Origin of the sequence: Pseudomonas sp. MRSN 12121, from assembly GCF_000931465.1 — a bacterium.
Classification (GTDB): domain Bacteria; phylum Pseudomonadota; class Gammaproteobacteria; order Pseudomonadales; family Pseudomonadaceae; genus Aquipseudomonas.
Map to the genome: position 1 here is coordinate 111087 of NZ_CP010892.1, position 24285 is coordinate 135371.

The following is a 24285-nucleotide window of genomic DNA, read 5'->3' on the forward strand; positions in this document are numbered from 1 at the left end:
GACTCCGGGATGAAAGGGATAACTATTGGACGAGAATTGCCTGCGCCAGTTCAAGGTCGCCGGCATGAAGTTGTGGCTGGGTTTTACGCAGGTATTTCAGGGCTGATTCCAGTCGGGCTCCGCGTAGATCGCCGTCGGTGGCGATGAACGCCGCGGCGTCGTCCTGAGCCGCCAGCAGCCGTTTGCGCTCGAAAGGCGCGGAGGTCACCTTGCTGGTGGCATAACCGCTGACGACCAGGCCTTCTGTGCTCAGGTCGAAAGCACTGGCCGAGCCTGTCCAGCACATAGGGATCAACAGGGAAACACTAAGCAAGGATCTGAAAAAACGCATGGGTCTCGACAGCTGAAAAACCAGCGGCAAGGCTAGCGCAATGCCCGGGCGAGAGCCAGCGCCCAGGGCTTCGGGTGCGTTCGGCGCACCCGTCACCGGACCGGTGGTCAGATCGTCAGGATGGCCTGGGCGAGCTGAGCATCGGTAGCGCTCAGTTGTGGCAACTGTTGGCGGATGTGATCAAAGGCGCTTTCCAGTTTCACGCCACGAATGACGCCATCGGTGGCGACGAAGCTGGCGGCGTCGTCACGAGCGGCGCGCACGATTTTGTTATCACGGAACGAAGACGTGACGTCGGACGTCGCATCGGAAGTGGCCTTGAGCGCGCCGACTACGGCGTCGGTGGTCACGATAAAGCTCGATGCATGGGCGTTGGATGCCAAGGCCAGCAAGGCTGCAGCGCTGAGCAGGCGAAGACGGGACATAGGTAAAACTCCTTGATAACAGATAGGGTGGCGCTGAGTAGGCACCGGGTAGCCACTGCGGGACAGATGAATCAGACGTCCCTGAATCGCTACGCGCCACCGGATATTAGGCCCACCCTATCTGTTCGAATAGCCCTCTTCTGCTGTCTGCATGCGCAGCTAGCGCCAGAAAGGCTTGTCCAGCTCGGCCAGGCGGTCGCTGTGGCTGATGCCGACATCGGCGAGTTGCTGATCGTTGAGCCCGGCCAGTACGCGTCGTGTTCGGGCGTTCTGCTGTATCTGGCACAAGGCGCGGTACCAGCGTTTCCAGATACTTGTCTGGGGAAGGGAGAGGCTGAGAGGTGCGGTACGTCCTGGTAAGTGATTCATGGTGCGGTCCTTTCGGCAGGCCGAAGTCAGGGACTTGGGAGACCATATTGCTACTCGCGCAGACACGTAAACAGATACACCATGGCTAAATTGTACGGGTTCAGTTCTATTTGTACTTAAACTGTACTGGTTGCGTGTGACCCCATCTGTACCTGAATTTTCCGGCCTGAAACGACAAAACCCGTCGCGGTTGCCCGCGACGGGTTTTGTTTTTTCAATTCGTAGTGCTGGCGATGGACCCGAAGGTCAGGGCCAGCGACGCTAACTTAGCGCCAGAACGGCTTGCTCAGCTCTTCGTAGCGTTGAGCTTCGCTGATACCTGCGTCAGCCAGCAGACGCGAATCCAGGCGAGCCAGCTGGTGGCGGCTGGAGATGCGGCGCTGCCACAGCATCAGGTTGGCGAGAACGCGCATAGGCATGGAAGCCTGGGTTTTTGCAGCTTTGTCTTCGAAGAACAGTTCGGAACTGAGTGTACGTTCCATGGTGTGCATCCTTCCGCTTGTGGCGGGATTAGGTAGTGGTTTAACTGGTGCCCATGATCCTCCTCTCGCGCCAGTCTCTGTAGATACAGTTCATTTGTATTGTGAGAGACCAGTTAACTGTTTATAGGTGCTGTACTGTTCGGAAACGATGCAACTGTACCTGTCGGCACCATTTAGGTGCATTTCCAAGTGTTCTCTGGAAAAAGGTACGGATTTAAAGGGGTAAAAGACCGGTACAGTAGTACAGTTTTTTAGGGTCGCTGAAAGCGTGTCGATGAGCTGGCGCCACTGTGCTTGCGCCAGCCCACGACTGTACCCCTCAGACGGCGAGCATGCGCCCGGTTTCTTCCAGATTGATGTGCCAGCGCAGGGCGTCCCGCAGAATGTGCGGCGTATGGCCGCCTACGGCGCAAGCCGCGGTGAAATAGTCATTCAGCGCCTGGCGATAGTCCGGGTGTACGCAATTGTCGATGATCGCCCGGGCCCGTTCCCGCGGGGCCAGCCCGCGAAGATCGGCCAGGCCGATTTCGGTGACCAGGATATCGACGTCGTGTTCGGTGTGGTCGACGTGGCTGACCATCGGCACCACGCTGGAAATCGCCCCACCCTTGGCAATGGACTTGGTGACGAAGATCGCCAGGTGCGCGTTGCGAGCGAAGTCCCCCGAGCCGCCGATGCCGTTCATCATCCGCGTGCCGCAGACATGGGTGGAATTGACGTTGCCGTAGATATCGAATTCCAGAGCGGTATTGATGCCGATGATGCCCAGGCGGCGCACCACTTCCGGATGGTTGGAGATTTCCTGCGGACGCAGCACCAGCTTGTCCTTGTAGCGCTCCAGGTTGCCGAACACATCGGCGTTGCGCCGGCTCGACAAGGTGATCGAACTGCCCGAGGCGAAGCTCAGCTTGCCGGCGTCGATCAGGTCGAACGTCGAGTCCTGCAGTACTTCGGAATACATGGTCAGTTCTTCGAACGGCGATTCGATCAGGCCACACATCACCGCGTTGGCGATATTGCCGATGCCAGCCTGGAGCGGGCCGAGCTTGTTGCTCATGCGGCCGGCATCCACTTCCTGCTTGAAGAAGCTGATCAGGTGGTTGGCGATCCCCTGGGTTTCGCTGTCTGGTGTCGAAACGGTGGATGGCGAGTCGGCCTGGTTGGTGATGACGATCGCGACGATCTTTTCCGCCGGGATCGGGATGGCGGTGCTGCCGATACGATCATCGACCTTCACCAGCGGGATCGGTGTGCGGGTCGGCCGGTAGGTCGGGATATAGATGTCGTGCAGGCCTTCCAGGTTCGGGTTGTGCGCCAGGTTGATCTCGACGATCACGTGCTTGGCGAAAATCGCGAAGCTGGCGGAGTTGCCCACCGAAGTGGTCGGTACGATATGGCCCTGCTCGGTAATCGCCACGGCTTCGATGACGGCGATGTCCGGCAGCTTGAGCTGCTGGTTGCGCAGTTGTTCCACGGTTTCCGACAGATGCTGGTCGATGAACATCACCTCGCCGGCGTTGATTGCCTTGCGCAGGGTGCTGTCGACCTGGAATGGCATGCGCCGGGCCAGGACGCCGGCCTCGGTGAGTTGCTTGTCGAGGTCGTTGCCCAGGCTGGCGCCAGTCATCAGGCTGATTTTCAGCGGGGTTACCTTGGCGCGCTCGGCCAATGCGTGGGGCACGGCCTTGGCTTCACCGGCGCGGGTGAAGCCGCTCATGCCGACGGTCATGCCGTCCTGAATCAGAGCGGCAGCGTCGGCGGCGCTCATTACCTTATCCAACAACGAAGGCAAGCGGATACGATCACGGTACATGGATTGTTATCTCGGGCAACGGAAGCAAGAAGCGCAGTCTAGTGATTTCAAAAAAAAACGCCCCGCGACAAAGGTCGAATGAAAGGCCCTGATTTAGAGCCTTCTGTCGGCTTTCTGGAATAAATAAAAAACCCCAGCCTACTAAAGGCTGAGGTTCCGGATGTTGCGCTGGAGCAGGTTTTACTCGACGGCCTTGACCATGTCCTCGATGACTTTCTTGGCGTCGCCGAACACCATCATGGTCTTGTCCAGGTAGAACAGCTCGTTGTCCAGGCCGGCGTAACCGCTGGCCATCGAGCGCTTGTTGACGATGATGGTCTTGGCCTTGAAGGCTTCGAGAATCGGCATCCCGGCGATCGGCGACTTCGGATCATTCTTCGCCGCCGGGTTGACCACGTCGTTGGCGCCGAGCACCAGTACCACGTCGGCCTGGCCGAACTCGGAGTTGATGTCCTCCATCTCGAACACCTGGTCGTACGGCACTTCGGCTTCGGCCAGCAACACGTTCATATGGCCGGGCATGCGCCCTGCCACCGGGTGGATCGCGTACTTCACGGTCACGCCGTGATGGGTCAGCTTCTCGGTCAGCTCTTTCAGCGCGTGCTGCGCCCGCGCGACCGCCAGGCCATAGCCCGGAACGATGATCACGGTGTCGGCGTTGGTCAGCAGGAAGGTGGCGTCGTCGGCCGAGCCGGATTTCACCGGACGGGCCTCTTGCGCGCCTGCCGAGCCACCCGCGTCGGCGGTGTTGCCGAAACCACCCAGCAGTACGTTGAAGAACGAGCGGTTCATCGCCTTGCACATGATGTACGACAGGATCGCCCCGGACGAACCGACCAGGGAGCCAGCGATGATCAGCATCGAGTTGTTCAGCGAGAAGCCGATGCCCGCCGCGGCCCAGCCCGAATAGCTGTTGAGCATCGATACGACTACCGGCATGTCGGCGCCGCCGATCGGGATGATGATCAGCACACCCATCACGAAGGCCAGGGCCAGCATCAGGGCGAAGGCAGTCAGGTTACCGGTGAGCATGAAGGTCACGCCCAGGACCAGGGTGGCCAGGCCGAGGATCAGGTTCAGCTTGTGCTGGCCGCCGAACTGTACTGGTGCGCCCTGGAACAGACGGAACTTGTACTTGCCCGACAGCTTGCCGAAGGCGATCACCGAACCCGAGAAGGTGATGGCACCGATGGCCGCGCCGAGGAACAGCTCCAGGCGGTTACCGGCCGGAATCGAGTCGCCCAGCTGTTTGACGATGCCCAGGGATTGCGGCTCGACCACGGCGGCAATGGCGATGAACACTGCTGCCAGGCCGATCATGCTGTGCATGAAGGCCACCAGCTCCGGCATTTTGGTCATTTCCACGCGCTTGGCCATGATCGAACCGGCGGTGCCGCCGATCAGCAGGCCGACGATCACGTAGCTGATACCCACGGTGGCCAGCTCCGCGCCGAGCTTGAACACCAGGCCGACGGTGGTGGCGATCGCCAGGGCCATGCCGAGCATGCCGAACAGGTTGCCGCGTCGCGAAGTGGTTGGATGCGACAGGCCTTTGAGGGCCTGGATGAAGCAGATCGACGCAATCAGATAGAGCGTCGTGACGAGGTTCATGCTCATTACTTCGGCGCCTCTTCTTGTGCGGCTTTCGGGGCTTTCTTCTTGAACATCTCAAGCATGCGGCGGGTGACCAGGAAACCGCCGAAAACGTTGACGGCGGCCAGGGCCACGGCCAGGGTGCCCATGATCTTGCCCAGGGGGGTAACGGTCAGGGCTGCGGCCAGCATGGCGCCGACGATCACGATCGCCGAAATGGCGTTGGTTACGGCCATCAGCGGCGTATGCAGCGCGGGTGTAACGTTCCAGACCACGTGGTAACCGACATAAATCGCCAGCACGAAGATGATCAGGTTGTAGATACCGGGGGAGATAAGCTCTTCCATCGTCTGAATCCCTGCTTAGGCGTTTTTACGGATGACTTGGCCATCGCGGCACATCAGGCACGCGGCGACGATGTCGTCTTCCAGGTTGACCTCGAACTGACCTTCCTTGGTGAAGACGAGCTTCAGGAAGTCCAGCAGGTTGCGGGCGTACAGCGCCGAGGCGTCGGCCGCGACAGCGCCGGCCAGGTTGGTCGGGCCGACGATGGTCACGCCATTTTCGACGACTACCTGGTCCGCCACGGTCAGAGGGCAGTTGCCGCCTTGAGCAGCTGCGAGGTCGATGACCACTGAGCCTGGCTTCATCTGGGCCACGGTTTCGGCGCTGAGCAATACCGGCGCCTTGCGACCGGGAATCAAGGCCGTGGTGATCACGATGTCGGCCTGCTTGGCACGTTCATGCACGGCCTGGGCCTGACGCTGCATCCAGCTGGCGGGCATCGGGCGTGCGTAACCGCCGACCCCGACGGCGCATTCGCGCTCTTCATCGGTTTCGTAGGGCACGTCGACGAACTTGGCCCCCAGGGATTCGATTTGCTCCTTCACCGCCGGACGTACGTCCGAAGCCTCGATCACGGCGCCCAGGCGCTTGGCGGTGGCAATGGCCTGCAAGCCGGCCACGCCGGCGCCGAGAATCAGCACGCGAGCCGCTTTCACGGTACCGGCGGCCGTCATCAGCATCGGCATGAAGCGTGGATAGTAGTGGGCTGCCAGCAGTACCGCCTTGTAACCGGCAATGTTGGCCTGCGAAGACAGCACATCCAGGCTCTGGGCCCGCGAGGTACGCGGTGCGGCTTCCAGGGCGAAGGCAGTGATGCCGCGCTCGGCCATCTTGGCGATGGTTTCATTGCTGAACGGATTGAGCATGCCGACCAGAACGGTGCCGCTCTTGATCAGGCCCAGCTCGCTGTCGCTGGGCGCGACAACTTTGAGGATCAGCTCGGCACCGAACGCATCGTTGGCGCTGCCAATGGTTGCACCGGCTGCTTCATAGGCACTGTCGACAACACTGGCGTTAATGCCTGCGCCGCTTTGCACAGTGACTTTATGACCCTGGCCGATCAGCTTCTTGATGGTTTCCGGGGTTGCAGCAACCCGTGTTTCACCCGTTTGGGTCTCGAGGGGAACGCCAATGTGCACGTCAAATCTCCTGCTTGATCTTATTGCTTTCGATCTTTCTTAGAAGGCCAGCACACTGCGGATGGTGCGGCTGGGGCGGCCGATCAGCACGATCCCGCCAGAATCAAGGCGGGGCGCGGCATTTTGCAGGCGAACAATACGGCCTTCAAGGAATTATGACGGGTGACGGAAAATTAACTACAAGTCACCCTGTGACCGAATGTCGCAAGGATTTGGCTCAATACCTTGTAAATCGTGGCTTGTAAGAGTTTTTACCGAGAAAAAACAATTTTCACATTGTCGTTGTGAATGAGGGCTCATGAGCCCCGATAAAACCCTACAAGCCGCGTGGTTAGCTGTTTGTAGGACGGTTGTTCAGGTTGTCGATACAGTCTGCTCAAATGCGACATTTACTTATATCTGTAGGGTTTTAAATTTACTGACTACGGGGTCAGCTTATATGTGGGTCCCGCTATTTCTCTAGGCTGTAGCCTTGTGCCTGTTCCACCAGCCAATCGCGAAAAGCCCGTAAAGACGCCGATTCGACCTTGCGCTCGGGAATCATCAGGTAATACGCCTTGATGCTGGTCAGTGCATCGGGATTGGCGATGACCAAGCGTTTCTCCTTCAGCTCACGTTGAATCAGGAACGGTGGAATCAGCGCCACCCCCATGTCGTGCATGGCGGCCTGGGCCAGCATGGAGAATAGTTCGTAACGCGGGCCTGTCATGTCTCGGGGGATGTTCAGGTGTTGTGCGTTGAACCACTGACGCCAGGCATAGGGGCGTGTGGTCTGCTGGAGCAATGGCAGTTCGGCAATTTCTTCGGCGCTCAATCGAGCGCGTTCGCCCAGTGTGTCTGGGCTGCACACTGGCATTGGGTTCTCTCCCATCAGTCGATGGGATTGCGTGCCCGACCAGTCGGCATCGCCAAAATAGATCGCGGCGTCGAAGTCGGTATCGGCAAACAGAAAGGGACGTGTGCGGTTGGTCAGGTTGACCGTGACTTCCGGGTGTCGCTGCTGAAAGTCCTTGAGGCGAGGCAGCAGCCATTGGGTGCCGAAAGTTGGCACGACGGCCAGCTCGATGACATTGGCGCCCTGTTGGCCCATGACGGAAAGTGTGTCGCGTTCCACGGCGTCCAGCTGAGTGGCGACGCGCCGGCTGTAGGAAAGCCCGGCCTCGGTCAGCTTTACGCCGCGCCGGGAGCGGCGGAACAGTTCGACACTGAGAAACTCTTCCAGGCTGGCGATCTGTCGACAGATGGCGCCCTGGGTCAGCGAAAGCTCCTGCGCCGCCTTGGTAAAGCTCTCGTGGCGCGCAGCTGCTTCAAAGCTGATCAGTGCGGCAGTGCTGGGTATCTTTCTGCGCATGTACGGCAATCTCACTAATTGGGGCGCTGGAAGCCGTTGAAGGCTGCTACGGAGTGAGAAATTAGCACAACAGTATGCGAAATCCTCGTTTGTCGCGGAGTTGAAGCCGGCCTAGGATCAGCCCACGAACCTTGATCTATTTCACGAGGACTCACTCATGGGCGGCAAAGCAAGCTTCAACTGGATCGATCCCCTTCTGCTGGATCAACAGCTCACTGAAGAAGAGCGCATGGTGCGCGACAGCGCCGAGCAGTTCGCTCAGGGCAAGCTGGCGCCGCGGGTGCTCGAAGCTTTCCGCCATGAAAAGACCGATCCGGCGATTTTCCGCGAAATGGGGGAAGTTGGTTTGCTGGGAGCGACCATTCCCGAGCAGTACGGCGGCAGCGGCCTGAACTATGTCTGCTACGGCCTGATTGCCCGGGAGGTGGAGCGTGTGGACTCCGGCTACCGCTCGATGATGAGCGTGCAGTCTTCCCTGGTAATGGTGCCAATCAACGAATTCGGAACCGAAGCCCAGAAACAGAAGTACTTGCCGAAGCTGGCTTCCGGCGAGTGGATCGGCTGCTTCGGCCTGACCGAGCCAAACCATGGTTCCGACCCGGGTGCGATGATCACCCGCGCTCGCAAGGTCGAGGGCGGCTACAGCCTGACCGGCAGCAAGATGTGGATCACCAACAGCCCGATCGCCGATGTGTTCGTGGTCTGGGCCAAAGACGATGCCGGCGATATTCGTGGCTTCGTACTGGAAAAAGGCTGGAAAGGTCTGAGTGCTCCAGCGATTCACGGCAAGGTCGGTTTGCGTGCTTCCATCACCGGCGAAATCGTCATGGATAACGTCTTTGTGCCGGAAGAGAACATCTTCCCTGACGTGCGTGGCCTCAAGGGGCCGTTCACTTGCCTGAACTCTGCCCGCTACGGTATTTCCTGGGGCGCCCTGGGGGCTGCCGAATTCTGCTGGCACACGGCACGCCAGTACACCCTGGACCGTCAGCAGTTCGGTCGGCCATTGGCGGCCACCCAGTTGATCCAGAAAAAACTGGCGGACATGCAAACCGAGATCACCCTCGCCCTTCAAGGCTGCCTGCGTCTGGGGCGGATGAAGGATGAAGGGACGGCGGCGGTGGAAATCACTTCGATCATGAAGCGCAACTCCTGCGGCAAGTCGCTGGATATCGCTCGGATGGCTCGCGACATGCTGGGTGGCAATGGCATCTCCGACGAGTTCGGCATTGCCCGTCATCTGGTCAACCTGGAAGTGGTGAATACCTACGAAGGGACTCACGATGTCCATGCGCTGATCCTGGGGCGTGCGCAGACTGGCATCCAGGCGTTCTATTAATAGGAGAGCGACCATGGGCGCGTTGTCTCATCTGCGGGTGCTGGACTTGTCGCGAGTGCTGGCCGGGCCTTGGGCCGGACAGATACTCGCGGACCTGGGGGCCGAGGTAATCAAGGTCGAGCGCCCGGGCAATGGTGACGATACGCGCGCCTGGGGGCCGCCCTTCCTCAAGGATGCTTATGGCGAGAACACCACGGAGGCCGCCTATTATCTGTCGGCCAACCGTAACAAACAGTCGGTCACCATTGATTTCACCCGACCGGAAGGCCAGCAATTGGTGCGCGAGCTGGCGGCCAAGTCCGACATTCTGATCGAGAACTTCAAGGTCGGCGGCCTGGCGGCCTACGGGCTGGACTATCAGTCGCTGAAGGCGCTCAACCCTGACCTGATCTATTGCTCCATCACCGGCTTCGGTCAGACCGGGCCTTATGCCAAGCGTGCCGGTTACGACTTCATGATCCAGGGGCTGGGTGGGCTGATGAGCCTGACCGGGCGTCCCGAAGGGGACGAAGGCGCTGGGCCGGTCAAGGTGGGGGTGGCATTGACGGACATCCTGACGGGGCTGTACTCGACGGTCGCGATTCTTGCGGCGTTGGCGAACCGGCAACAGAACGGCGGAGGCCAGCATATCGATATGGCGCTGCTGGATGTGCAGGTTGCGTGTCTGGCCAACCAGGCGATGAATTATCTTACGACTGGCGTCGCGCCCAAGCGGTTGGGAAATGCTCATCCGAATATCGTGCCGTATCAGGACTTTCCTACCGCCGATGGGGATTTCATCCTCACCGTGGGGAATGACGGACAGTTCCGCAAGTTTGCCGAGGTGGCGGGTCAGCCGCAGTGGGCAGACGATCCGCGATTTGCCACCAATAAGCTGCGCGTTGCCAACCGGGCGGTGCTCATTCCGCTGATCCGCCAGGTCACGGTGTTCAAGAGCACGGCGCAGTGGGTAGCGGAACTGGAGCAGGCGGGAGTGCCTTGCGGCCCGATCAATGACCTGGCACAGATGTTTGAGGATCCACAGGTCAAGGCGCGTGGCTTGGCAATCGAGCTGCCTCATGCGTTGGCGGGATTGGTACCTCAGGTGGCGAGTCCGATCCGACTCTCTGAAACGCCAGTCGAGTACCGTCATGCTCCTCCTCTATTGGGTGAGCATACCGCCCAGGTTCTGCAGCGGGTGTTGGGGCTTAAGCTTGAGTCCGTGGATGCCTTGCGAGCCTCGAGCGTGTTGTGAATGTTGCTCTTCTATATAGAGAGCATTTGATCCCCCTCTATATAGAAGGCCTGAAAACACCCCTTTTGGGGTGTTTTTAAGTTTATTCATAGTAAAAGCAAATTAGGGGTTGACGGCAGATTTCACAGGTCTATAATTCGCCCCACTTCCGGCGCAGTCGAAGCATAAAACTCCTTGAGATTCAACGAGTTAAGCAGTTTTCGACAGCGGTCACGCTTCAGTTCATCGAAGCCCGAAGGAGTTGATAAGGCAGTGAGTTTTCGCCTTGTTGACGGTTCGATCGTCTCGGTCGAAAGCGGAGAAAAAGAGGTGTTGACAGCAGCGTGTAACGCTGTAGAATTCGCCTCCCGCTGACGAGAGATCGGAAGCGCAAGTGGTTGAAGTTGCAAAGGAAACTTTGAAAACTTCTTAAAATAACCGCTTGACAGATACAGAGGCTGCTGTAGAATGCGCGCCTCGGTTGAGACGAAAGACTTAACCAACCGCTCTTTAACAACTGAATCAAGCAATTCGTGTGGGTGCTTGTGGAGTCAGACTGATAGTCAAAAAGATTATCAGCATCACAAGTTACTCCGCGAGAAATCAAAGATGTAACCAACGATTGCTGAGCCAAGTTTAGGGTTTTCTCAAAACCCAAAGATGTTTGAACTGAAGAGTTTGATCATGGCTCAGATTGAACGCTGGCGGCAGGCCTAACACATGCAAGTCGAGCGGTAGAGAGGTGCTTGCACCTCTTGAGAGCGGCGGACGGGTGAGTAATGCCTAGGAATCTGCCTGGTAGTGGGGGATAACGTCCGGAAACGGACGCTAATACCGCATACGTCCTACGGGAGAAAGCAGGGGACCTTCGGGCCTTGCGCTATCAGATGAGCCTAGGTCGGATTAGCTAGTTGGTGAGGTAAAGGCTCACCAAGGCGACGATCCGTAACTGGTCTGAGAGGATGATCAGTCACACTGGAACTGAGACACGGTCCAGACTCCTACGGGAGGCAGCAGTGGGGAATATTGGACAATGGGCGAAAGCCTGATCCAGCCATGCCGCGTGTGTGAAGAAGGTCTTCGGATTGTAAAGCACTTTAAGTTGGGAGGAAGGGTACTTACCTAATACGTGAGTATTTTGACGTTACCGACAGAATAAGCACCGGCTAACTCTGTGCCAGCAGCCGCGGTAATACAGAGGGTGCAAGCGTTAATCGGAATTACTGGGCGTAAAGCGCGCGTAGGTGGTTCGTTAAGTTGGATGTGAAATCCCCGGGCTCAACCTGGGAACTGCATCCAAAACTGGCGAGCTAGAGTATGGTAGAGGGTGGTGGAATTTCCTGTGTAGCGGTGAAATGCGTAGATATAGGAAGGAACACCAGTGGCGAAGGCGACCACCTGGACTGATACTGACACTGAGGTGCGAAAGCGTGGGGAGCAAACAGGATTAGATACCCTGGTAGTCCACGCCGTAAACGATGTCAACTAGCCGTTGGGAGCCTTGAGCTCTTAGTGGCGCAGCTAACGCATTAAGTTGACCGCCTGGGGAGTACGGCCGCAAGGTTAAAACTCAAATGAATTGACGGGGGCCCGCACAAGCGGTGGAGCATGTGGTTTAATTCGAAGCAACGCGAAGAACCTTACCAGGCCTTGACATCCAATGAACTTTCCAGAGATGGATTGGTGCCTTCGGGAACATTGAGACAGGTGCTGCATGGCTGTCGTCAGCTCGTGTCGTGAGATGTTGGGTTAAGTCCCGTAACGAGCGCAACCCTTGTCCTTAGTTACCAGCACGTTATGGTGGGCACTCTAAGGAGACTGCCGGTGACAAACCGGAGGAAGGTGGGGATGACGTCAAGTCATCATGGCCCTTACGGCCTGGGCTACACACGTGCTACAATGGTCGGTACAGAGGGTTGCCAAGCCGCGAGGTGGAGCTAATCCCACAAAACCGATCGTAGTCCGGATCGCAGTCTGCAACTCGACTGCGTGAAGTCGGAATCGCTAGTAATCGCGAATCAGAATGTCGCGGTGAATACGTTCCCGGGCCTTGTACACACCGCCCGTCACACCATGGGAGTGGGTTGCACCAGAAGTAGCTAGTCTAACCTTCGGGGGGACGGTTACCACGGTGTGATTCATGACTGGGGTGAAGTCGTAACAAGGTAGCCGTAGGGGAACCTGCGGCTGGATCACCTCCTTAATCGACGACATCAGCTGCTTCATAAGCTCCCACACGAATTGCTTGATTCATTGAAGAAGACGATTGGGTCTGTAGCTCAGTTGGTTAGAGCGCACCCCTGATAAGGGTGAGGTCGGCAGTTCGAATCTGCCCAGACCCACCAATTACTGGTGCACCCTGTAGCGATACGGGGCCATAGCTCAGCTGGGAGAGCGCCTGCCTTGCACGCAGGAGGTCAGCGGTTCGATCCCGCTTGGCTCCACCATTACAGATTGGTGTCCATCGTTTAAAGCTTAGAAATGAGCATTCCGCCCAAGTGGCGATGAATGTTGATTTCTGATCTTTATCAGAATCGTTCTTTAAAAATTTGGGTATGTGATAGAAAGATAGACTGAACACTACTTTCACTGGTAGTGGATCAGGCTAAGGTAAAATTTGTGAGTGGCTCTTAAGAGCATTGCGAATTTTCGGCGAATGTCGTCTTCACAGTATAACCAGATTGCTTGGGGTTATATGGTCAAGTGAAGAAGCGCATACGGTGGATGCCTTGGCAGTCAGAGGCGATGAAAGACGTGGTAGCCTGCGATAAGCTTCGGGGAGTCGGCAAACAGACTTTGATCCGGAGATCTCTGAATGGGGGAACCCAGCCAGCATAAGCTGGTTATCTTGTACTGAATACATAGGTGCAAGAGGCGAACCAGGGGAACTGAAACATCTAAGTACCCTGAGGAAAAGAAATCAACCGAGATTCCCTTAGTAGTGGCGAGCGAACGGGGACTAGCCCTTAAGTGGCTTTGAGATTAGCGGAACGCTCTGGAAAGTGCGGCCATAGTGGGTGATAGCCCTGTACGCGAAAGTCTCTTAGTCATGAAATCGAGTAGGACGGAGCACGAGAAACTTTGTCTGAATATGGGGGGGACCATCCTCCAAGGCTAAATACTACTGACTGACCGATAGTGAACTAGTACCGTGAGGGAAAGGCGAAAAGAACCCCGGAGAGGGGAGTGAAATAGATCCTGAAACCGTATGCGTACAAGCAGTGGGAGCAGACTTTGTTCTGTGACTGCGTACCTTTTGTATAATGGGTCAGCGACTTATATTCAGTGGCGAGCTTAACCGAATAGGGGAGGCGTAGCGAAAGCGAGTCTTAATAGGGCGTTTAGTCGCTGGGTATAGACCCGAAACCGGGCGATCTATCCATGGGCAGGTTGAAGGTTAGGTAACACTGACTGGAGGACCGAACCGACTACCGTTGAAAAGTTAGCGGATGACCTGTGGATCGGAGTGAAAGGCTAATCAAGCTCGGAGATAGCTGGTTCTCCTCGAAAGCTATTTAGGTAGCGCCTCATGTATCACTGTAGGGGGTAGAGCACTGTTTCGGCTAGGGGGTCATCCCGACTTACCAAACCGATGCAAACTCCGAATACCTACAAGTGCCGAGCATGGGAGACACACGGCGGGTGCTAACGTCCGTCGTGAAAAGGGAAACAACCCAGACCGTCAGCTAAGGTCCCAAAGTTATGGTTAAGTGGGAAACGATGTGGGAAGGCTTAGACAGCTAGGAGGTTGGCTTAGAAGCAGCCACCCTTTAAAGAAAGCGTAATAGCTCACTAGTCGAGTCGGCCTGCGCGGAAGATGTAACGGGGCTCAAACCATACACCGAAGCTACGGGTATCACGTAAGTGATGCGGTAGAGGAGCGTTCTGTAAGCCTGTGAAGGTGAGTTGAGAAGCTTGCTGGAGGTATCAGAAGTGCGAATGCTGACATGAGTAACGACAATGGGTGTGAAAAACACCCACGCCGAAAGACCAAGGTTTCCTGCGCAACGTTAATCGACGCAGGGTTAGTCGGTCCCTAAGGCGAGGCTGAAAAGCGTAGTCGATGGAAAACAGGTTAATATTCCTGTACTTCTGGTTATTGCGATGGAGGGACGGAGAAGGCTAGGCCAGCTTGGCGTTGGTTGTCCAAGTTTAAGGTGGTAGGCTGAAATCTTAGGTAAATCCGGGGTTTCAAGGCCGAGAGCTGATGACGAGTTACCTTTTAGGTGACGAAGTGGTTGATGCCATGCTTCCAAGAAAAGCTTCTAAGCTTCAGATAACCAGGAACCGTACCCCAAACCGACACAGGTGGTTGGGTAGAGAATACCAAGGCGCTTGAGAGAACTCGGGTGAAGGAACTAGGCAAAATGGCACCGTAACTTCGGGAGAAGGTGCGCCGGTGAGGGTGAAGGACTTGCTCCGTAAGCCCATGCCGGTCGAAGATACCAGGCCGCTGCGACTGTTTATTAAAAACACAGCACTCTGCAAACACGAAAGTGGACGTATAGGGTGTGACGCCTGCCCGGTGCCGGAAGGTTAATTGATGGGGTTAGCTAACGCGAAGCTCTTGATCGAAGCCCCGGTAAACGGCGGCCGTAACTATAACGGTCCTAAGGTAGCGAAATTCCTTGTCGGGTAAGTTCCGACCTGCACGAATGGCGTAACGATGGCGGCGCTGTCTCCACCCGAGACTCAGTGAAATTGAAATCGCTGTGAAGATGCAGTGTATCCGCGGCTAGACGGAAAGACCCCGTGAACCTTTACTATAGCTTTGCACTGGACTTTGAATTTGCTTGTGTAGGATAGGTGGGAGGCTTTGAAGTGGGGACGCCAGTTCTCATGGAGCCATCCTTGAAATACCACCCTGGCAACTTTGAGGTTCTAACTCAGGTCCGTTATCCGGATCGAGGACAGTGTATGGTGGGTAGTTTGACTGGGGCGGTCTCCTCCTAAAGAGTAACGGAGGAGTACGAAGGTGCGCTCAGACCGGTCGGAAATCGGTCGTAGAGTATAAAGGCAAAAGCGCGCTTGACTGCGAGACAGACACGTCGAGCAGGTACGAAAGTAGGTCTTAGTGATCCGGTGGTTCTGTATGGAAGGGCCATCGCTCAACGGATAAAAGGTACTCCGGGGATAACAGGCTGATACCGCCCAAGAGTTCATATCGACGGCGGTGTTTGGCACCTCGATGTCGGCTCATCACATCCTGGGGCTGAAGCCGGTCCCAAGGGTATGGCTGTTCGCCATTTAAAGTGGTACGCGAGCTGGGTTTAGAACGTCGTGAGACAGTTCGGTCCCTATCTGCCGTGGACGTTTGAGATTTGAGAGGGGCTGCTCCTAGTACGAGAGGACCGGAGTGGACGAACCTCTGGTGTTCCGGTTGTCACGCCAGTGGCATTGCCGGGTAGCTATGTTCGGAAAAGATAACCGCTGAAAGCATCTAAGCGGGAAACTTGCCTCAAGATGAGATCTCACTGGAACCTTGAGTTCCCTAAAGGGCCGTCGAAGACTACGACGTTGATAGGTCGGGTGTGTAAGCGCTGTGAGGCGTTGAGCTAACCGATACTAATTGCCCGTGAGGCTTGACCATATAACACCCAAGCAATCTGCGAACTCGAAAGAGACCAGATTGCGGTGTGTGAAGACGCAAGAACCGAAAGTTCGCATTGCTCACAAAGCACCTAGCTATTACATACCCATTCGCTGAGGCGTTACTCCAGTAACGAATCGGCTACCGAATTTCTTGACGACCATAGAGCATTGGAACCACCTGATCCCATCCCGAACTCAGAAGTGAAACGATGCATCGCCGATGGTAGTGTGGGGTTTCCCCATGTGAGAGTAGGTCATCGTCAAGATTAAATTCCGAAACCCCAATTGCGAAAGCAATTGGGGTTTTGTTTTTGTAGAAGTTCCTGATTTTGCTGGCACGTTCGGCCCTTGAGCCAACGGTCTGGCCACCGAATTTCTTGACGACCATAGAGCATTGGAACCACCTGATCCCATCCCGAACTCAGAAGTGAAACGATGCATCGCCGATGGTAGTGTGGGGTTTCCCCATGTGAGAGTAGGTCATCGTCAAGATTGAATTCCAAAACCCCTGTCTGCTGACGCAGACAGGGGTTTTGTTTTTCTACGCCTGAAACCTCGGGCTTGCCCACAAACCCAGTCCCTTGGCTGGCCTGGGAGGGTCGCTAGCAATCCCTCCCCATTCAAATCAGCGCCAACCTGTTCCGCTCTTTTTCCTCACCGCTGACGCTGCCTGCTGCTTCTGCGGGCCAGCCATTTCCGCCACCAGATATAGATCCCGGTAATGGACAGCATCGCAATCACCAGCCCCAGGACTGCAATCAGCACCTGCCCGGTAAAGCCGATGATCCGCCCTCCATGGATCGGCAACTGCAACCTGTAGAAGCGCTCGCCCAAGGTGCCTTGTCCGGCTATTTCCTGCCCGAGCAGACGCCCATCCGTGCCATGGAAGAACAGCCACGACTTTCCATGGGCCTGGGTATCGTGCTGGCCGAAACCGGCGCCATAGAAGTTGTATTCGAAGCTGTAATACAGCTCGCCGATCGCTGCCGTGAGGCCCAGCCGCTTACCTTCTTCCTGGGCGCGCAGGTAAGCCTGCTGATAGTCGAGACGGGTCACCCCTAACTGATCGCCAGGCATGCGCCCACGGGCTTCATAGACGCTCGGCTCGATCGGCGAGAACAGCGATACCACAGGCTTGAATACCTGGCTTGGCAAGTTCATCGCCACGCTGCTGATGGCAATCGGCAACAACAATAACCACAGCCACAATCCGCCGGCTCGATGCAGGTCCATGTTGAGGCGATAGGCATGCCCGCCCTTGATCTTCCAGGCGGTCGACCACTTCTGCCAGAACGGTCGGCCACGCGGCAGGGTGAGGAACAGGGCGATAAAGCAATCGACGACCCAGAAGATCGCCACCAGCCCCATCAGCAGCAGGCCCCAGTTGCCTGGCAGCGTCAGGTTGTAATGGAACTCGAGAATGAAGGGGATGAAGTTCTCCCGCTGAAAACAGCAGGCGCCCCAGAACCGCTTGCCGGTCTGTTCGCCACTGACCGGATCCAGATAGAACACCTGGTTGGGTTCGTCGAACGGTTTGTTCGTGGCCGGATCGTTGCGTGGCACGGCCGCGAGCAACGCGGTATGCCCGGGCTCGCTAGGATACTCCATGTACCAGACCTGCAAGCGCGGATGCTGTGTTTGCACCTGCTCCACCAATGCCCCGGGCGGCAGCGCCTGGCCCTTGGCGGCGGCCTCGTAGAAATCGGGGTTGAGCCACTCGTCCAGCTCATGATTGAAAGCCAGCAGGCTGCCGGTCAGCCCTGCCAGTAACAGGAATACCGCCGTGGCCAGGCCGATGTATCGATGCAGTAGAACCAGGATTGCACGCATGGAATTTGTCCCGTGGAAACGACGAAGCCAGCGCATGCGCTGGCTCCGGAGAAACATCAATGATCAGAACTGATAGCTGACGGTGGCCGCGACGTTACGTTCCTCGCCCATGTAGCAGAAGCTCAGGCTGGCACAGGAGGCGATATAGGATTCGTTGGTCAGGTTGTTGGCATTGAGCCGGACATCCACGCCCTTCAGCCCGACCTTGCCCAGGTCATAGCCGATGGAGGCGTCGAACAGGGTGTAGGACGGCACCTTCATGGTGTTCTCCGCATCCGCCCAGCTGTAGCCCACGTAGCGTACGCCGCCACCCAGGCGCAGGCCGTCGAGTGCCGCGCTGTCGAACCGGTAGTCGGTCCAGAGCGAGGCCATGTGGCGCGGTGCCTGGGTCGGCGAGTTGCCCTTGTTCTCGATGACGTCGGTGGCGGTGCTCAAGGTGCTGATCATCGATTTCGAATACTCGATATCGGTGAAGGTGTAGCTGCCGAGCACCTTGAGGTTGTCGTTCAGTTGCAGGTGCGCTTCCAGCTCCAGGCCCTGGGAACGCACGGCGCCGACGGCGCGATAGAAGTTTTCCTGGGGCAGCTTGGTCGCCAGGTTCTCCTGGTCGATGCGGAACAGCGAGGCGGTGTACAGGTCGTCCGTGCCCGGTGGCTGGTACTTCAGGCCCAGCTCCCACTGGGTGCCGTCGGTAGGTGCCAGCGGGTTGCCGGTGCTGTCCGCGTAGGAGTTGGGGTTGAAGGATTCGGAATAACTGATGTACGGCGCCAGCCCGTTATCGAACAGGTACAGGGCGCCGGCGCGGCCGGTCAGCTTGGTGCGTTTGTCGTTGATCTCGGTGCCTTGCGGGCGCGAGGCTTCGGCCACGCGGTTCTCGTCCGAGGTTTCGACCCAGTCCTGGCGCAGGCCCAGGGAGAAGCGCCACTTGTCCATCTCGATCAGGTCCTGCAGATAGACGCCGGTCTGCTCGAGGCGCCGCAGGTAGCTGAGCGGATCGTAGTAGGTGATGGCCGAGTTGCCGTAGACCGGGTCGAACGCATTGATCGGCGCCAGCGAACCGCTGGTCCAGTCCACCACCGTCTTGCGCCGCTGATAGTCCGCGCCCACCAGCACGGTGTGTTTGGTCGCGCCGGTGAGAAATTCGGCCTGCAGCATGTTGTCGACGATAAAGGCGTGCAGCTTCTCATCGCCGCCGGTGTAGTAGCGGTTCAGTTCGTTGCTGGTCGGCGTGGTCCAGCCGTAGCCGTAGACCTGGTCCAGCTTCACCTTGGAGTCCAGGTAACGGAAGTTCTGCCGTGCGGTGAAGACATCGTTGAAGCGATGTTCGAACTGATACCCGAACGACTGCTGGTCGCGTCGATAGCCGTCGATGCCAGGCTCGCCCTCGAAGAAGTGTTCGGAAATGCGCCGGCCATTGCGCTGATGCAGGGCGCCGTCGGCCGGCATGCCGCTGTGGTAGCCGCCATCGGGATCGTGTTGCAGGTAGGCCTGCAGGGTCAGCGAGGTGTCGTCGCTGAAGTCGATGCTCAGGGTCGGCGCCAGGGCATAGCGCTTTTCCTTGTTGTGGTCGAACTGGGTATCGGACCGGTCCGTCAGCCCGGTCAGGCGGTAGGCGATGCGTTTGTCGTCATCCAGCGGGCCGCTGAAGTCGAAGCCCATGCCGCGCTGGCCCTGGGTGCCGACCGTGGCCTGGACCTGGTGATAGGGCTCGTACAGCGGCTTCTTGCTGGTCAGGGCCACCAGGCCGCCCGGGGAGCTGCGGCCATACAGTACCGACGAAGGCCCCTTGAGGATATCCACCCGTTCGAGGAAGTACGGATCGACCTGCATGGTGCTGTAGGTGCCGCTGTCGCCCATGGACTTGAGGCCGTCGAGGTAGATGTTGTCCACCGAGCCGTCGTTGAAGCCGCGCATGGCCACGTAGTCGTATCGGTGGGTCGCGCCGTAGGGGTTGGTCAGCACGCCGGGGGTGTAGCGCATGGCCTGGGATACGGTCTGTGCACCCTGGTCGTCCATTTGCTCGCGGGTCACCACGGAGACGCTCTGCGAAGTTTCCAGCAGCGCGGTACTGGTCTTGGTGGCGATCTGGCTATGGGTGGCGTTGTAGCCTTCCATGCTGCCCAGCGCGTTGCCCAGGGCGAACCCCTTGATGTCGGTGGTCGGCAGCGACAGGGCGCCGGTCTCGGGCAGCGCTCGCAGGACATAGCCGCTGCCGTCCTGGCTGACGGCTTCCAGGCCTGAACCATTGAGCAACTGGCGCAGGGCCTGCTCGGTCGAGTACTCGCCTTGTAGCCCCGCGGACTGGCGACCCTGGAGCTGCGTGGGGGTCATCGACAGGGTAATGCCGGCCTCGCGGGCGAACCGGTTGAGCACCTCGCTCAAAGGGCCGCCTGGGATGTCGTAACTGTGGCTGAGGCTGGCCGCGGTTGTTTCCGCCGCCTGGGCCAGGCAGGGCAGGACGGTGACGCCCAGCGCCGAGGAGAGCAGGGCCACGCGGACGGCATGGCGCAGGCCGAGGGCGGGCTGCGATGAAGAAAGCCGGGTAGGGGAAGGGTTGTTGCGCACAGTCATGAAAGGGTTCCGTTGAGTCGCTGGGGGCAAATGGAAGTGCTTACTGTCCAAGCCGGACTCGTCGGGAAAACCCGCCAAAAAAAATCACCGAATCGAAGGGCCTCAGGCGAGGCGTTCCAGAGTGACCCACCAGCGGGTGCGATAACGCAGGCGCACAGGCAGGGTTTGCGCAACGAGCGCCAGCAGTTTGTCGGTGTCTTCCAGGCGGTAGACGCCGGACAGGCGCAGGTCGCCGATCTCGTCGGCGCAGCCCAGGTAGCCTGGGCGGTAGCGTCCGACTTCCTGGATAAAGTCCGCCAGGCGCATGTTGCGGGTGACGATCAGGCCGTCGGCCCAGGCCCCTACATCCATGTCCAGCGGCCTCGCCGGCACCGCCTGCGTGGCGCTGACCAGGTAACTCTGCCCGGCCTGCACCCGCGCCGAAGCGCCATCGGCCGTGTGCGGCGAATGAATGACGACGCTGCCGGCGGTCACGCTCAGGCGCGTGCAGCCGTCTTCCAGGCGCACCACGAAACGGGCGTCGAAACCTTCGAAGAGAGCGTGCCGCGTACTGACCAGCAGCGGCCTGCTGCTGTCTGCCTGCGGGTCGGTGCCACAGGTCAGCATGAGTTCCCCGCGGCTGAGCCTGACCAGCCGCTGCCGGGCAGTGAAATCCATATCGGCGGCGCTGTCAGTGTTGAGCTCCAGGCGTGTGCCGTCGGGTAACTGGAAGCCGCGACGCTCGCCGGTGGCGGTGGCGAAATCGGCGTTCCATTGCTGCCAGGCCAATTGCTCCTTGCCCAGCCACGCGGCGGAGCCCAGCAGCATGACGCCACCCAGCAGCTTCAGGGCCTGGCGCCGGCCGAGGCGCTGGGCGCTGTTTTCCAGGGTGTCGAAGGCCACTTGGGCGGGGACGGCCCGCAGGTTGCCATGCAGCTCCTGTTGCAGCGATTGCACCCGCTGCCAGGCCTGCTCATGTTCGTGATGAGCCGCACGCCAGGTCTCGCATTGCTGTCGCAGCCGCGGGTTATCGGCGTTGTTGCGCAAGCGCAGCAGCCAGTCGATCGCCTGCTTGACCACCAGGTGCCTAGGAGCCGCGGGGCGACGCAGGGAAGGGTTGTCCACAGCGCTCAAGCCTCGTAACGCAGCAGGTAGCAATGGAAAAGCGCATCGGCCACGTAACGCTCCACCGAACGCAGGGACACCCCCATCTGCTCGGCGATCTGCCGGTGGCTCAGGCCTTCGCACTGGGCCAGCAGGAACGCTTTGCGCACCTTCGGTTTCAGGCCCTCGAGCAGGCGCGCGATGCTTTCCAGCAGCTCCAGCACCAGGGCCCGGGCCTCCTCGCTGGGGGCTTCGGCTTCCGGCAGGTGGGCGATGGTTTCCAGGTAGGCGCGTTCGATTTCCTCGCGGCGCCAATGGTCGATCACCAGGCCGCGGGCGATGGTCCGCAGAAAGGCGCGAGGCGCCTTCAGTTCCAGGCGTTCGCTGCGTTGCAGCAGGCGCACGAAAGTGTCCTGGGCCAGGTCGGCCGCATCGGCGGCATTGCCCAGCCGGCTGCGCAACCATGTGTTGAGCCAGCCATGGTGATGGCTGTAAAGCGCCTGTACCGCGAACTCAGGTGATGACATGGATGCGACTGCCCGGGTGTCACAAATGATAATTAGTCGCATTGTCATCAAGGGTCCCGGATTTTGCAACATCCGCAGGACGCCAGGTGCTGGAAAAGGCCGGCGCGACCGCTCTAGCCTGCCGTTCGGCAGGTTTTTTGCGGATACAGCGTACATTTCTGATAAATCGCTAAGATTTATCCGCTTCGTGCCGACAGACAGTGAGACCCATGCGTGCACCAAAGTAGAGCGGTTCGTAGAACGCCGCCTGCGCTGTTACATGGAAAGTTGCATCCCGTACGCATCCCCACTTCCGGCATAAGAAGTCCCATGACATGAATCTCAAGTTCAGCCATAAAATCCTTTTGGCCGCCTCTGGTGTGGTGGTTCTGGCTTTCGCGTTGTTCACTCTTTACAACGACTACCTACAGCGGAACACCATCGGCCAGAACCTCGAATCGTCCATCCAGCAAGCGGGTGACCTCACGTCCAGCAGCGTCCAGAACTGGATGAGCGGGCGCATCCTGGTGCTCGAGAACCTCTCGCAGAACGTGGCGCACCAGGGTGCCAATGCGGACTTCCCGGGGCTGGTGGACCAGCCGGCGCTCACCTCGAACTTCCAGTTCACCTATGTGGGCCAGGTCAACGGTGTGTTCACCCAGCGCCCTGACGCGAAGATGCCCGACGGCTACGACCCGCGCCAGCGTCCCTGGTACAAACAGGCCGTGGCGGCCGACAAGACCATGCTGACCCCGCCCTACATGGCGGCGGTCGGCGGGCTGGTGGTGACCATCGCCATGCCGGTGAAAAAGAACGGCCAGTTGCTGGGTGTGGTGGGCGGCGACCTGAGCCTGGAAACCCTGGTGAAGATCATCAACTCGGTGGACTTCGGCGGCCTCGGCCATGCCTTCCTGGTCAGCGCGGACGGACAGGTGATCGTCAGCCCGGACAAGGACCAGGTGATGAAGAACCTCAAGGACATCTACCCGGGCGCCGACGTGCGCATCCAGAAGGGCACCCAGGATGTGGTGCTCAACGGCCAGCAACGCATCCTGTCCTTCACCCCGGTGACCGGCCTGCCGAATGCCGAGTGGTACATCGGCCTGTCCATCGACCGGGACAAGGCCTACGCGCCCCTGAGCAAGTTCCGCACTTCGGCGCTGCTGGCGATGTTCATCGCCGTGGCCGCGATCGCCGTGCTGCTGAGCCTGCTGATCCAGGTGCTGATGCGTCCGCTGACCACCATGGGCCGCGCGATGCAGGACATCGCCCAGGGCGAGGGCGACCTGACCCGGCGCCTGGTGGTGGAGAGCAAGGACGAGTTCGGCGAGCTGGGCGGTTCGTTCAACCAGTTCGTGGAACGTATCCACGCCTCGATCTCCGAGGTGTCCTCGGCCACCCGCCAGGTGCACGATCTGTCCCAGCGGGTGATGGCGTCCTCCAACGCGTCGATCATCGGCTCCGACGAGCAGAGCGCGCGCACCAACAGCGTGGCGGCGGCGATCAACCAGCTGGGCGCCGCGACCCAGGAAATCGCCCGTAACGCCGCCGATGCGTCGCAGCACGCCAGCGGCGCCAGCGAACAGGCCGACGATGGCCGCCAGGTCGTGGAGCAGACCATTCTGGCCATGACCGAGCTGTCGCAGAAGATCAGCCTGTCCTGCACCCAGATCGAGACCCTGAACGCCAGCACCGACAACATCGGGCACATCCTCGACGTGATCAAGGGCATCTCCCAGCAGACCAACCTGCTGGCGCTCAACGCGGCCATCGAAGCGGCGCGTGCCGGTGAAGCCGGCCGCGGTTTCGCGGTGGTGGCCGACGAAGTCCGCAACCTGGCCCATCGCACCCAGGAATCGGCCGAGGAGATCCACAAGATGATCACCTCGCTGCAGATTGGCTCCCGCGAAGCGGTGTCGACCATGAACGCCAGCCAGGCGTCCAGCGAGGAGAGCGTGGAAGTGGCCAACCAGGCCGGCGCGCGGCTGGTCAGCGTGACCCAGCGGATCACCGAGATCGACGGCATGAACCAGTCGGTGGCCGCGGCCACCGAAGAGCAGACCGCCGTGGTGGAGACCCTCAACAGCGACATCAGCCAGATCAACCTGCTGAACCAGCAGGGCGTGGCCAACCTCAACGAAACCCTGAAGGATTGCGATGCCCTGTCGCTGCAGGCCAACCGCCTGAAGCAACTGGTGGACAGCTTCAAGATCTGATCGGCGAGCGGCACAAAAAACGCGATGCGGTCAGGCAGACCGCATCGCGTTTTTGTTTTTCACGAGCAGGCTCGTTCCTACAGAGAG

Annotated in this window: 17 protein-coding genes, 2 tRNA genes, 4 rRNA genes and 1 pseudogene; 10 read left to right on the plus strand and 14 right to left on the minus strand. The window is 58.8% G+C overall.

Annotated features, from left to right (window positions below; translation table 11 throughout):
• Positions 1-22 precede the first annotated feature (22 nt).
• The 9 genes from TO66_RS00540 to TO66_RS00580 all read right to left on the minus strand — a co-directional run bounded on the left by TO66_RS00540 (position 23) and on the right by TO66_RS00580 (position 7848).
• Positions 23-331, minus strand: a complete 309-nt coding sequence (locus TO66_RS00540) for a DUF2388 domain-containing protein (RefSeq protein WP_044460481.1) — start codon at positions 329-331, stop codon at positions 23-25.
• A 107-nt stretch (positions 332-438) separates the two neighbouring features.
• Positions 439-756 carry a DUF2388 domain-containing protein gene (locus TO66_RS00545; RefSeq protein WP_044460482.1) on the minus strand — a complete coding sequence of 106 codons (318 nt, stop codon included), beginning with the start codon at positions 754-756 and terminating at the stop codon, positions 439-441.
• Positions 757-915: 159 nt separating this feature from the next.
• The gene (locus tag TO66_RS00550; RefSeq protein WP_044460483.1) at positions 916-1125 is read right to left on the minus strand and encodes a DUF1127 domain-containing protein; all 210 of its coding nucleotides are present in this window, start codon (positions 1123-1125) and stop codon (positions 916-918) included.
• A gap of 266 nt (positions 1126-1391) precedes the next feature.
• On the minus strand, positions 1392-1607 hold the full coding sequence (locus tag TO66_RS00555) for a DUF1127 domain-containing protein (protein WP_044460484.1): 216 nt from the start codon (positions 1605-1607) through the stop codon (positions 1392-1394).
• A 319-nt stretch (positions 1608-1926) separates the two neighbouring features.
• Complete coding sequence (locus TO66_RS00560; RefSeq protein ID WP_044460485.1) at positions 1927-3420, minus strand: acetyl-CoA hydrolase/transferase family protein; 1494 nt, start codon at positions 3418-3420, stop codon at positions 1927-1929.
• A 180-nt stretch (positions 3421-3600) separates the two neighbouring features.
• Positions 3601-5037 (minus strand): NAD(P)(+) transhydrogenase (Re/Si-specific) subunit beta, encoded by a 1437-nt coding sequence (locus TO66_RS00565; protein ID WP_044460486.1) that lies wholly within the window; start codon positions 5035-5037, stop codon positions 3601-3603.
• Entirely contained in the window at positions 5037-5360 is a 324-nt protein-coding gene (locus TO66_RS00570; RefSeq protein ID WP_044460487.1) for an NAD(P) transhydrogenase subunit alpha, read from the minus strand. The genes TO66_RS00565 and TO66_RS00570 overlap by 1 nt, the downstream gene beginning before the upstream one ends.
• Positions 5361-5375: 15 nt before the next feature.
• A complete protein-coding gene (locus TO66_RS00575) occupies positions 5376-6497 on the minus strand; it encodes a Re/Si-specific NAD(P)(+) transhydrogenase subunit alpha (protein WP_044460488.1) in 1122 nt (373 codons plus the stop codon).
• A gap of 451 nt (positions 6498-6948) precedes the next feature.
• Complete coding sequence (locus TO66_RS00580; protein ID WP_044460489.1) at positions 6949-7848, minus strand: LysR family transcriptional regulator; 900 nt, start codon at positions 7846-7848, stop codon at positions 6949-6951.
• Between the two features lie 157 nt (positions 7849-8005).
• Here TO66_RS00580 and TO66_RS00585 point away from each other — a divergent pair, with 157 nt between their 5' ends.
• Together TO66_RS00585 and TO66_RS00590 are read left to right on the plus strand one after the other, a co-directional pair.
• Positions 8006-9187 carry an acyl-CoA dehydrogenase gene (locus TO66_RS00585; RefSeq protein ID WP_044460490.1) on the plus strand — a complete coding sequence of 394 codons (1182 nt, stop codon included), beginning with the start codon at positions 8006-8008 and terminating at the stop codon, positions 9185-9187.
• A 13-nt stretch (positions 9188-9200) separates the two neighbouring features.
• Positions 9201-10421, plus strand: coding sequence for a CaiB/BaiF CoA-transferase family protein (locus TO66_RS00590; protein WP_044460491.1), 1221 nt, complete (start codon positions 9201-9203; stop codon positions 10419-10421).
• Positions 10422-10543: 122 nt separating this feature from the next.
• Here the strand turns inward: TO66_RS00590 and TO66_RS32140 are convergent, their stop codons facing one another.
• The gene (locus TO66_RS32140; RefSeq protein WP_256242176.1) at positions 10544-10930 is read right to left on the minus strand and encodes a hypothetical protein; all 387 of its coding nucleotides are present in this window, start codon (positions 10928-10930) and stop codon (positions 10544-10546) included.
• Positions 10931-11066: 136 nt separating this feature from the next.
• Here TO66_RS32140 and TO66_RS00595 point away from each other — a divergent pair.
• The 6 genes from TO66_RS00595 to rrf (TO66_RS00620) all read left to right on the plus strand — a co-directional run bounded on the left by TO66_RS00595 (position 11067) and on the right by rrf (TO66_RS00620) (position 16484).
• Positions 11067-12603 (plus strand): 16S ribosomal RNA (locus TO66_RS00595).
• 65 nt (positions 12604-12668) lie between these two features.
• Positions 12669-12745, plus strand: a tRNA-Ile gene (locus TO66_RS00600).
• A 26-nt stretch (positions 12746-12771) separates the two neighbouring features.
• A tRNA-Ala gene (locus TO66_RS00605) sits at positions 12772-12847 on the plus strand.
• A 250-nt stretch (positions 12848-13097) separates the two neighbouring features.
• Positions 13098-15990, plus strand: a 23S ribosomal RNA gene (locus TO66_RS00610).
• Positions 15991-16142: 152 nt separating this feature from the next.
• Positions 16143-16258: ribosomal RNA gene (gene rrf / locus TO66_RS00615) — 5S ribosomal RNA — on the plus strand.
• A 110-nt stretch (positions 16259-16368) separates the two neighbouring features.
• Positions 16369-16484 (plus strand): 5S ribosomal RNA (gene rrf / locus TO66_RS00620).
• Together the 16S, 23S and 5S rRNA genes with 2 tRNA genes alongside form the textbook arrangement of a ribosomal RNA operon.
• 162 nt (positions 16485-16646) lie before the next feature.
• On the opposite strand, the gene TO66_RS00625 is transcribed toward rrf (TO66_RS00620), so the two are convergent.
• The 4 genes from TO66_RS00625 to TO66_RS00640 all read right to left on the minus strand — a co-directional run bounded on the left by TO66_RS00625 (position 16647) and on the right by TO66_RS00640 (position 22003).
• The gene (locus tag TO66_RS00625) at positions 16647-17822 is read right to left on the minus strand and encodes a PepSY domain-containing protein (RefSeq protein ID WP_044460492.1); all 1176 of its coding nucleotides are present in this window, start codon (positions 17820-17822) and stop codon (positions 16647-16649) included.
• 63 nt (positions 17823-17885) lie between these two features.
• On the minus strand, positions 17886-20393 hold the full coding sequence (locus TO66_RS00630; RefSeq protein WP_044460493.1) for a TonB-dependent siderophore receptor: 2508 nt from the start codon (positions 20391-20393) through the stop codon (positions 17886-17888).
• A gap of 102 nt (positions 20394-20495) precedes the next feature.
• The gene (locus tag TO66_RS00635) at positions 20496-21497 is read right to left on the minus strand and encodes a FecR domain-containing protein (protein ID WP_044460494.1); all 1002 of its coding nucleotides are present in this window, start codon (positions 21495-21497) and stop codon (positions 20496-20498) included.
• A 5-nt stretch (positions 21498-21502) separates the two neighbouring features.
• A complete protein-coding gene (locus TO66_RS00640) occupies positions 21503-22003 on the minus strand; it encodes a sigma-70 family RNA polymerase sigma factor (protein ID WP_044460495.1) in 501 nt (166 codons plus the stop codon).
• 314 nt (positions 22004-22317) lie between these two features.
• On the opposite strand from TO66_RS00640, the pseudogene TO66_RS34175 reads away from it, so the two are divergent.
• A pseudogene (locus TO66_RS34175) lies at positions 22318-23343 on the plus strand (cache domain-containing protein); the annotation flags it as partial.
• Between the two features lie 69 nt (positions 23344-23412).
• Complete coding sequence (locus tag TO66_RS34180; RefSeq protein WP_409077173.1) at positions 23413-24198, plus strand: methyl-accepting chemotaxis protein; 786 nt, start codon at positions 23413-23415, stop codon at positions 24196-24198.
• The last annotated feature ends 87 nt before the right edge of the window (positions 24199-24285 follow it).

Excerpts from the sequence above, each read along its gene's own strand:
- TO66_RS00540 (WP_044460481.1), bottom strand. The coding sequence starts at position 331 with ATGCGTTTTTTCAGATCCTTGCTTAGTGTTTCCCTGTTGATCCCTATG.
- TO66_RS00545 (WP_044460482.1), bottom strand. The coding sequence starts at position 756 with ATGTCCCGTCTTCGCCTGCTCAGCGCTGCAGCCTTGCTGGCCTTGGCA.
- TO66_RS00550 (WP_044460483.1), bottom strand. The coding sequence starts at position 1,125 with ATGAATCACTTACCAGGACGTACCGCACCTCTCAGCCTCTCCCTTCCC.
- TO66_RS00555 (WP_044460484.1), bottom strand. The coding sequence starts at position 1,607 with ATGGAACGTACACTCAGTTCCGAACTGTTCTTCGAAGACAAAGCTGCA.
- TO66_RS00560 (WP_044460485.1), bottom strand. The coding sequence starts at position 3,420 with ATGTACCGTGATCGTATCCGCTTGCCTTCGTTGTTGGATAAGGTAATG.
- TO66_RS00565 (WP_044460486.1), bottom strand. The coding sequence starts at position 5,037 with ATGAGCATGAACCTCGTCACGACGCTCTATCTGATTGCGTCGATCTGC.
- TO66_RS00570 (WP_044460487.1), bottom strand. The coding sequence starts at position 5,360 with ATGGAAGAGCTTATCTCCCCCGGTATCTACAACCTGATCATCTTCGTG.
- TO66_RS00580 (WP_044460489.1), bottom strand. The coding sequence starts at position 7,848 with ATGCGCAGAAAGATACCCAGCACTGCCGCACTGATCAGCTTTGAAGCA.
- TO66_RS00585 (WP_044460490.1), top strand. The coding sequence starts at position 8,006 with ATGGGCGGCAAAGCAAGCTTCAACTGGATCGATCCCCTTCTGCTGGAT.
- TO66_RS00590 (WP_044460491.1), top strand. The coding sequence starts at position 9,201 with ATGGGCGCGTTGTCTCATCTGCGGGTGCTGGACTTGTCGCGAGTGCTG.
- TO66_RS00625 (WP_044460492.1), bottom strand. The coding sequence starts at position 17,822 with ATGCGTGCAATCCTGGTTCTACTGCATCGATACATCGGCCTGGCCACG.
- TO66_RS00630 (WP_044460493.1), bottom strand. The coding sequence starts at position 20,393 with ATGACTGTGCGCAACAACCCTTCCCCTACCCGGCTTTCTTCATCGCAG.
- TO66_RS00640 (WP_044460495.1), bottom strand. The coding sequence starts at position 22,003 with ATGTCATCACCTGAGTTCGCGGTACAGGCGCTTTACAGCCATCACCAT.
- TO66_RS34180 (WP_409077173.1), top strand. The coding sequence starts at position 23,413 with ATGGCGTCCTCCAACGCGTCGATCATCGGCTCCGACGAGCAGAGCGCG.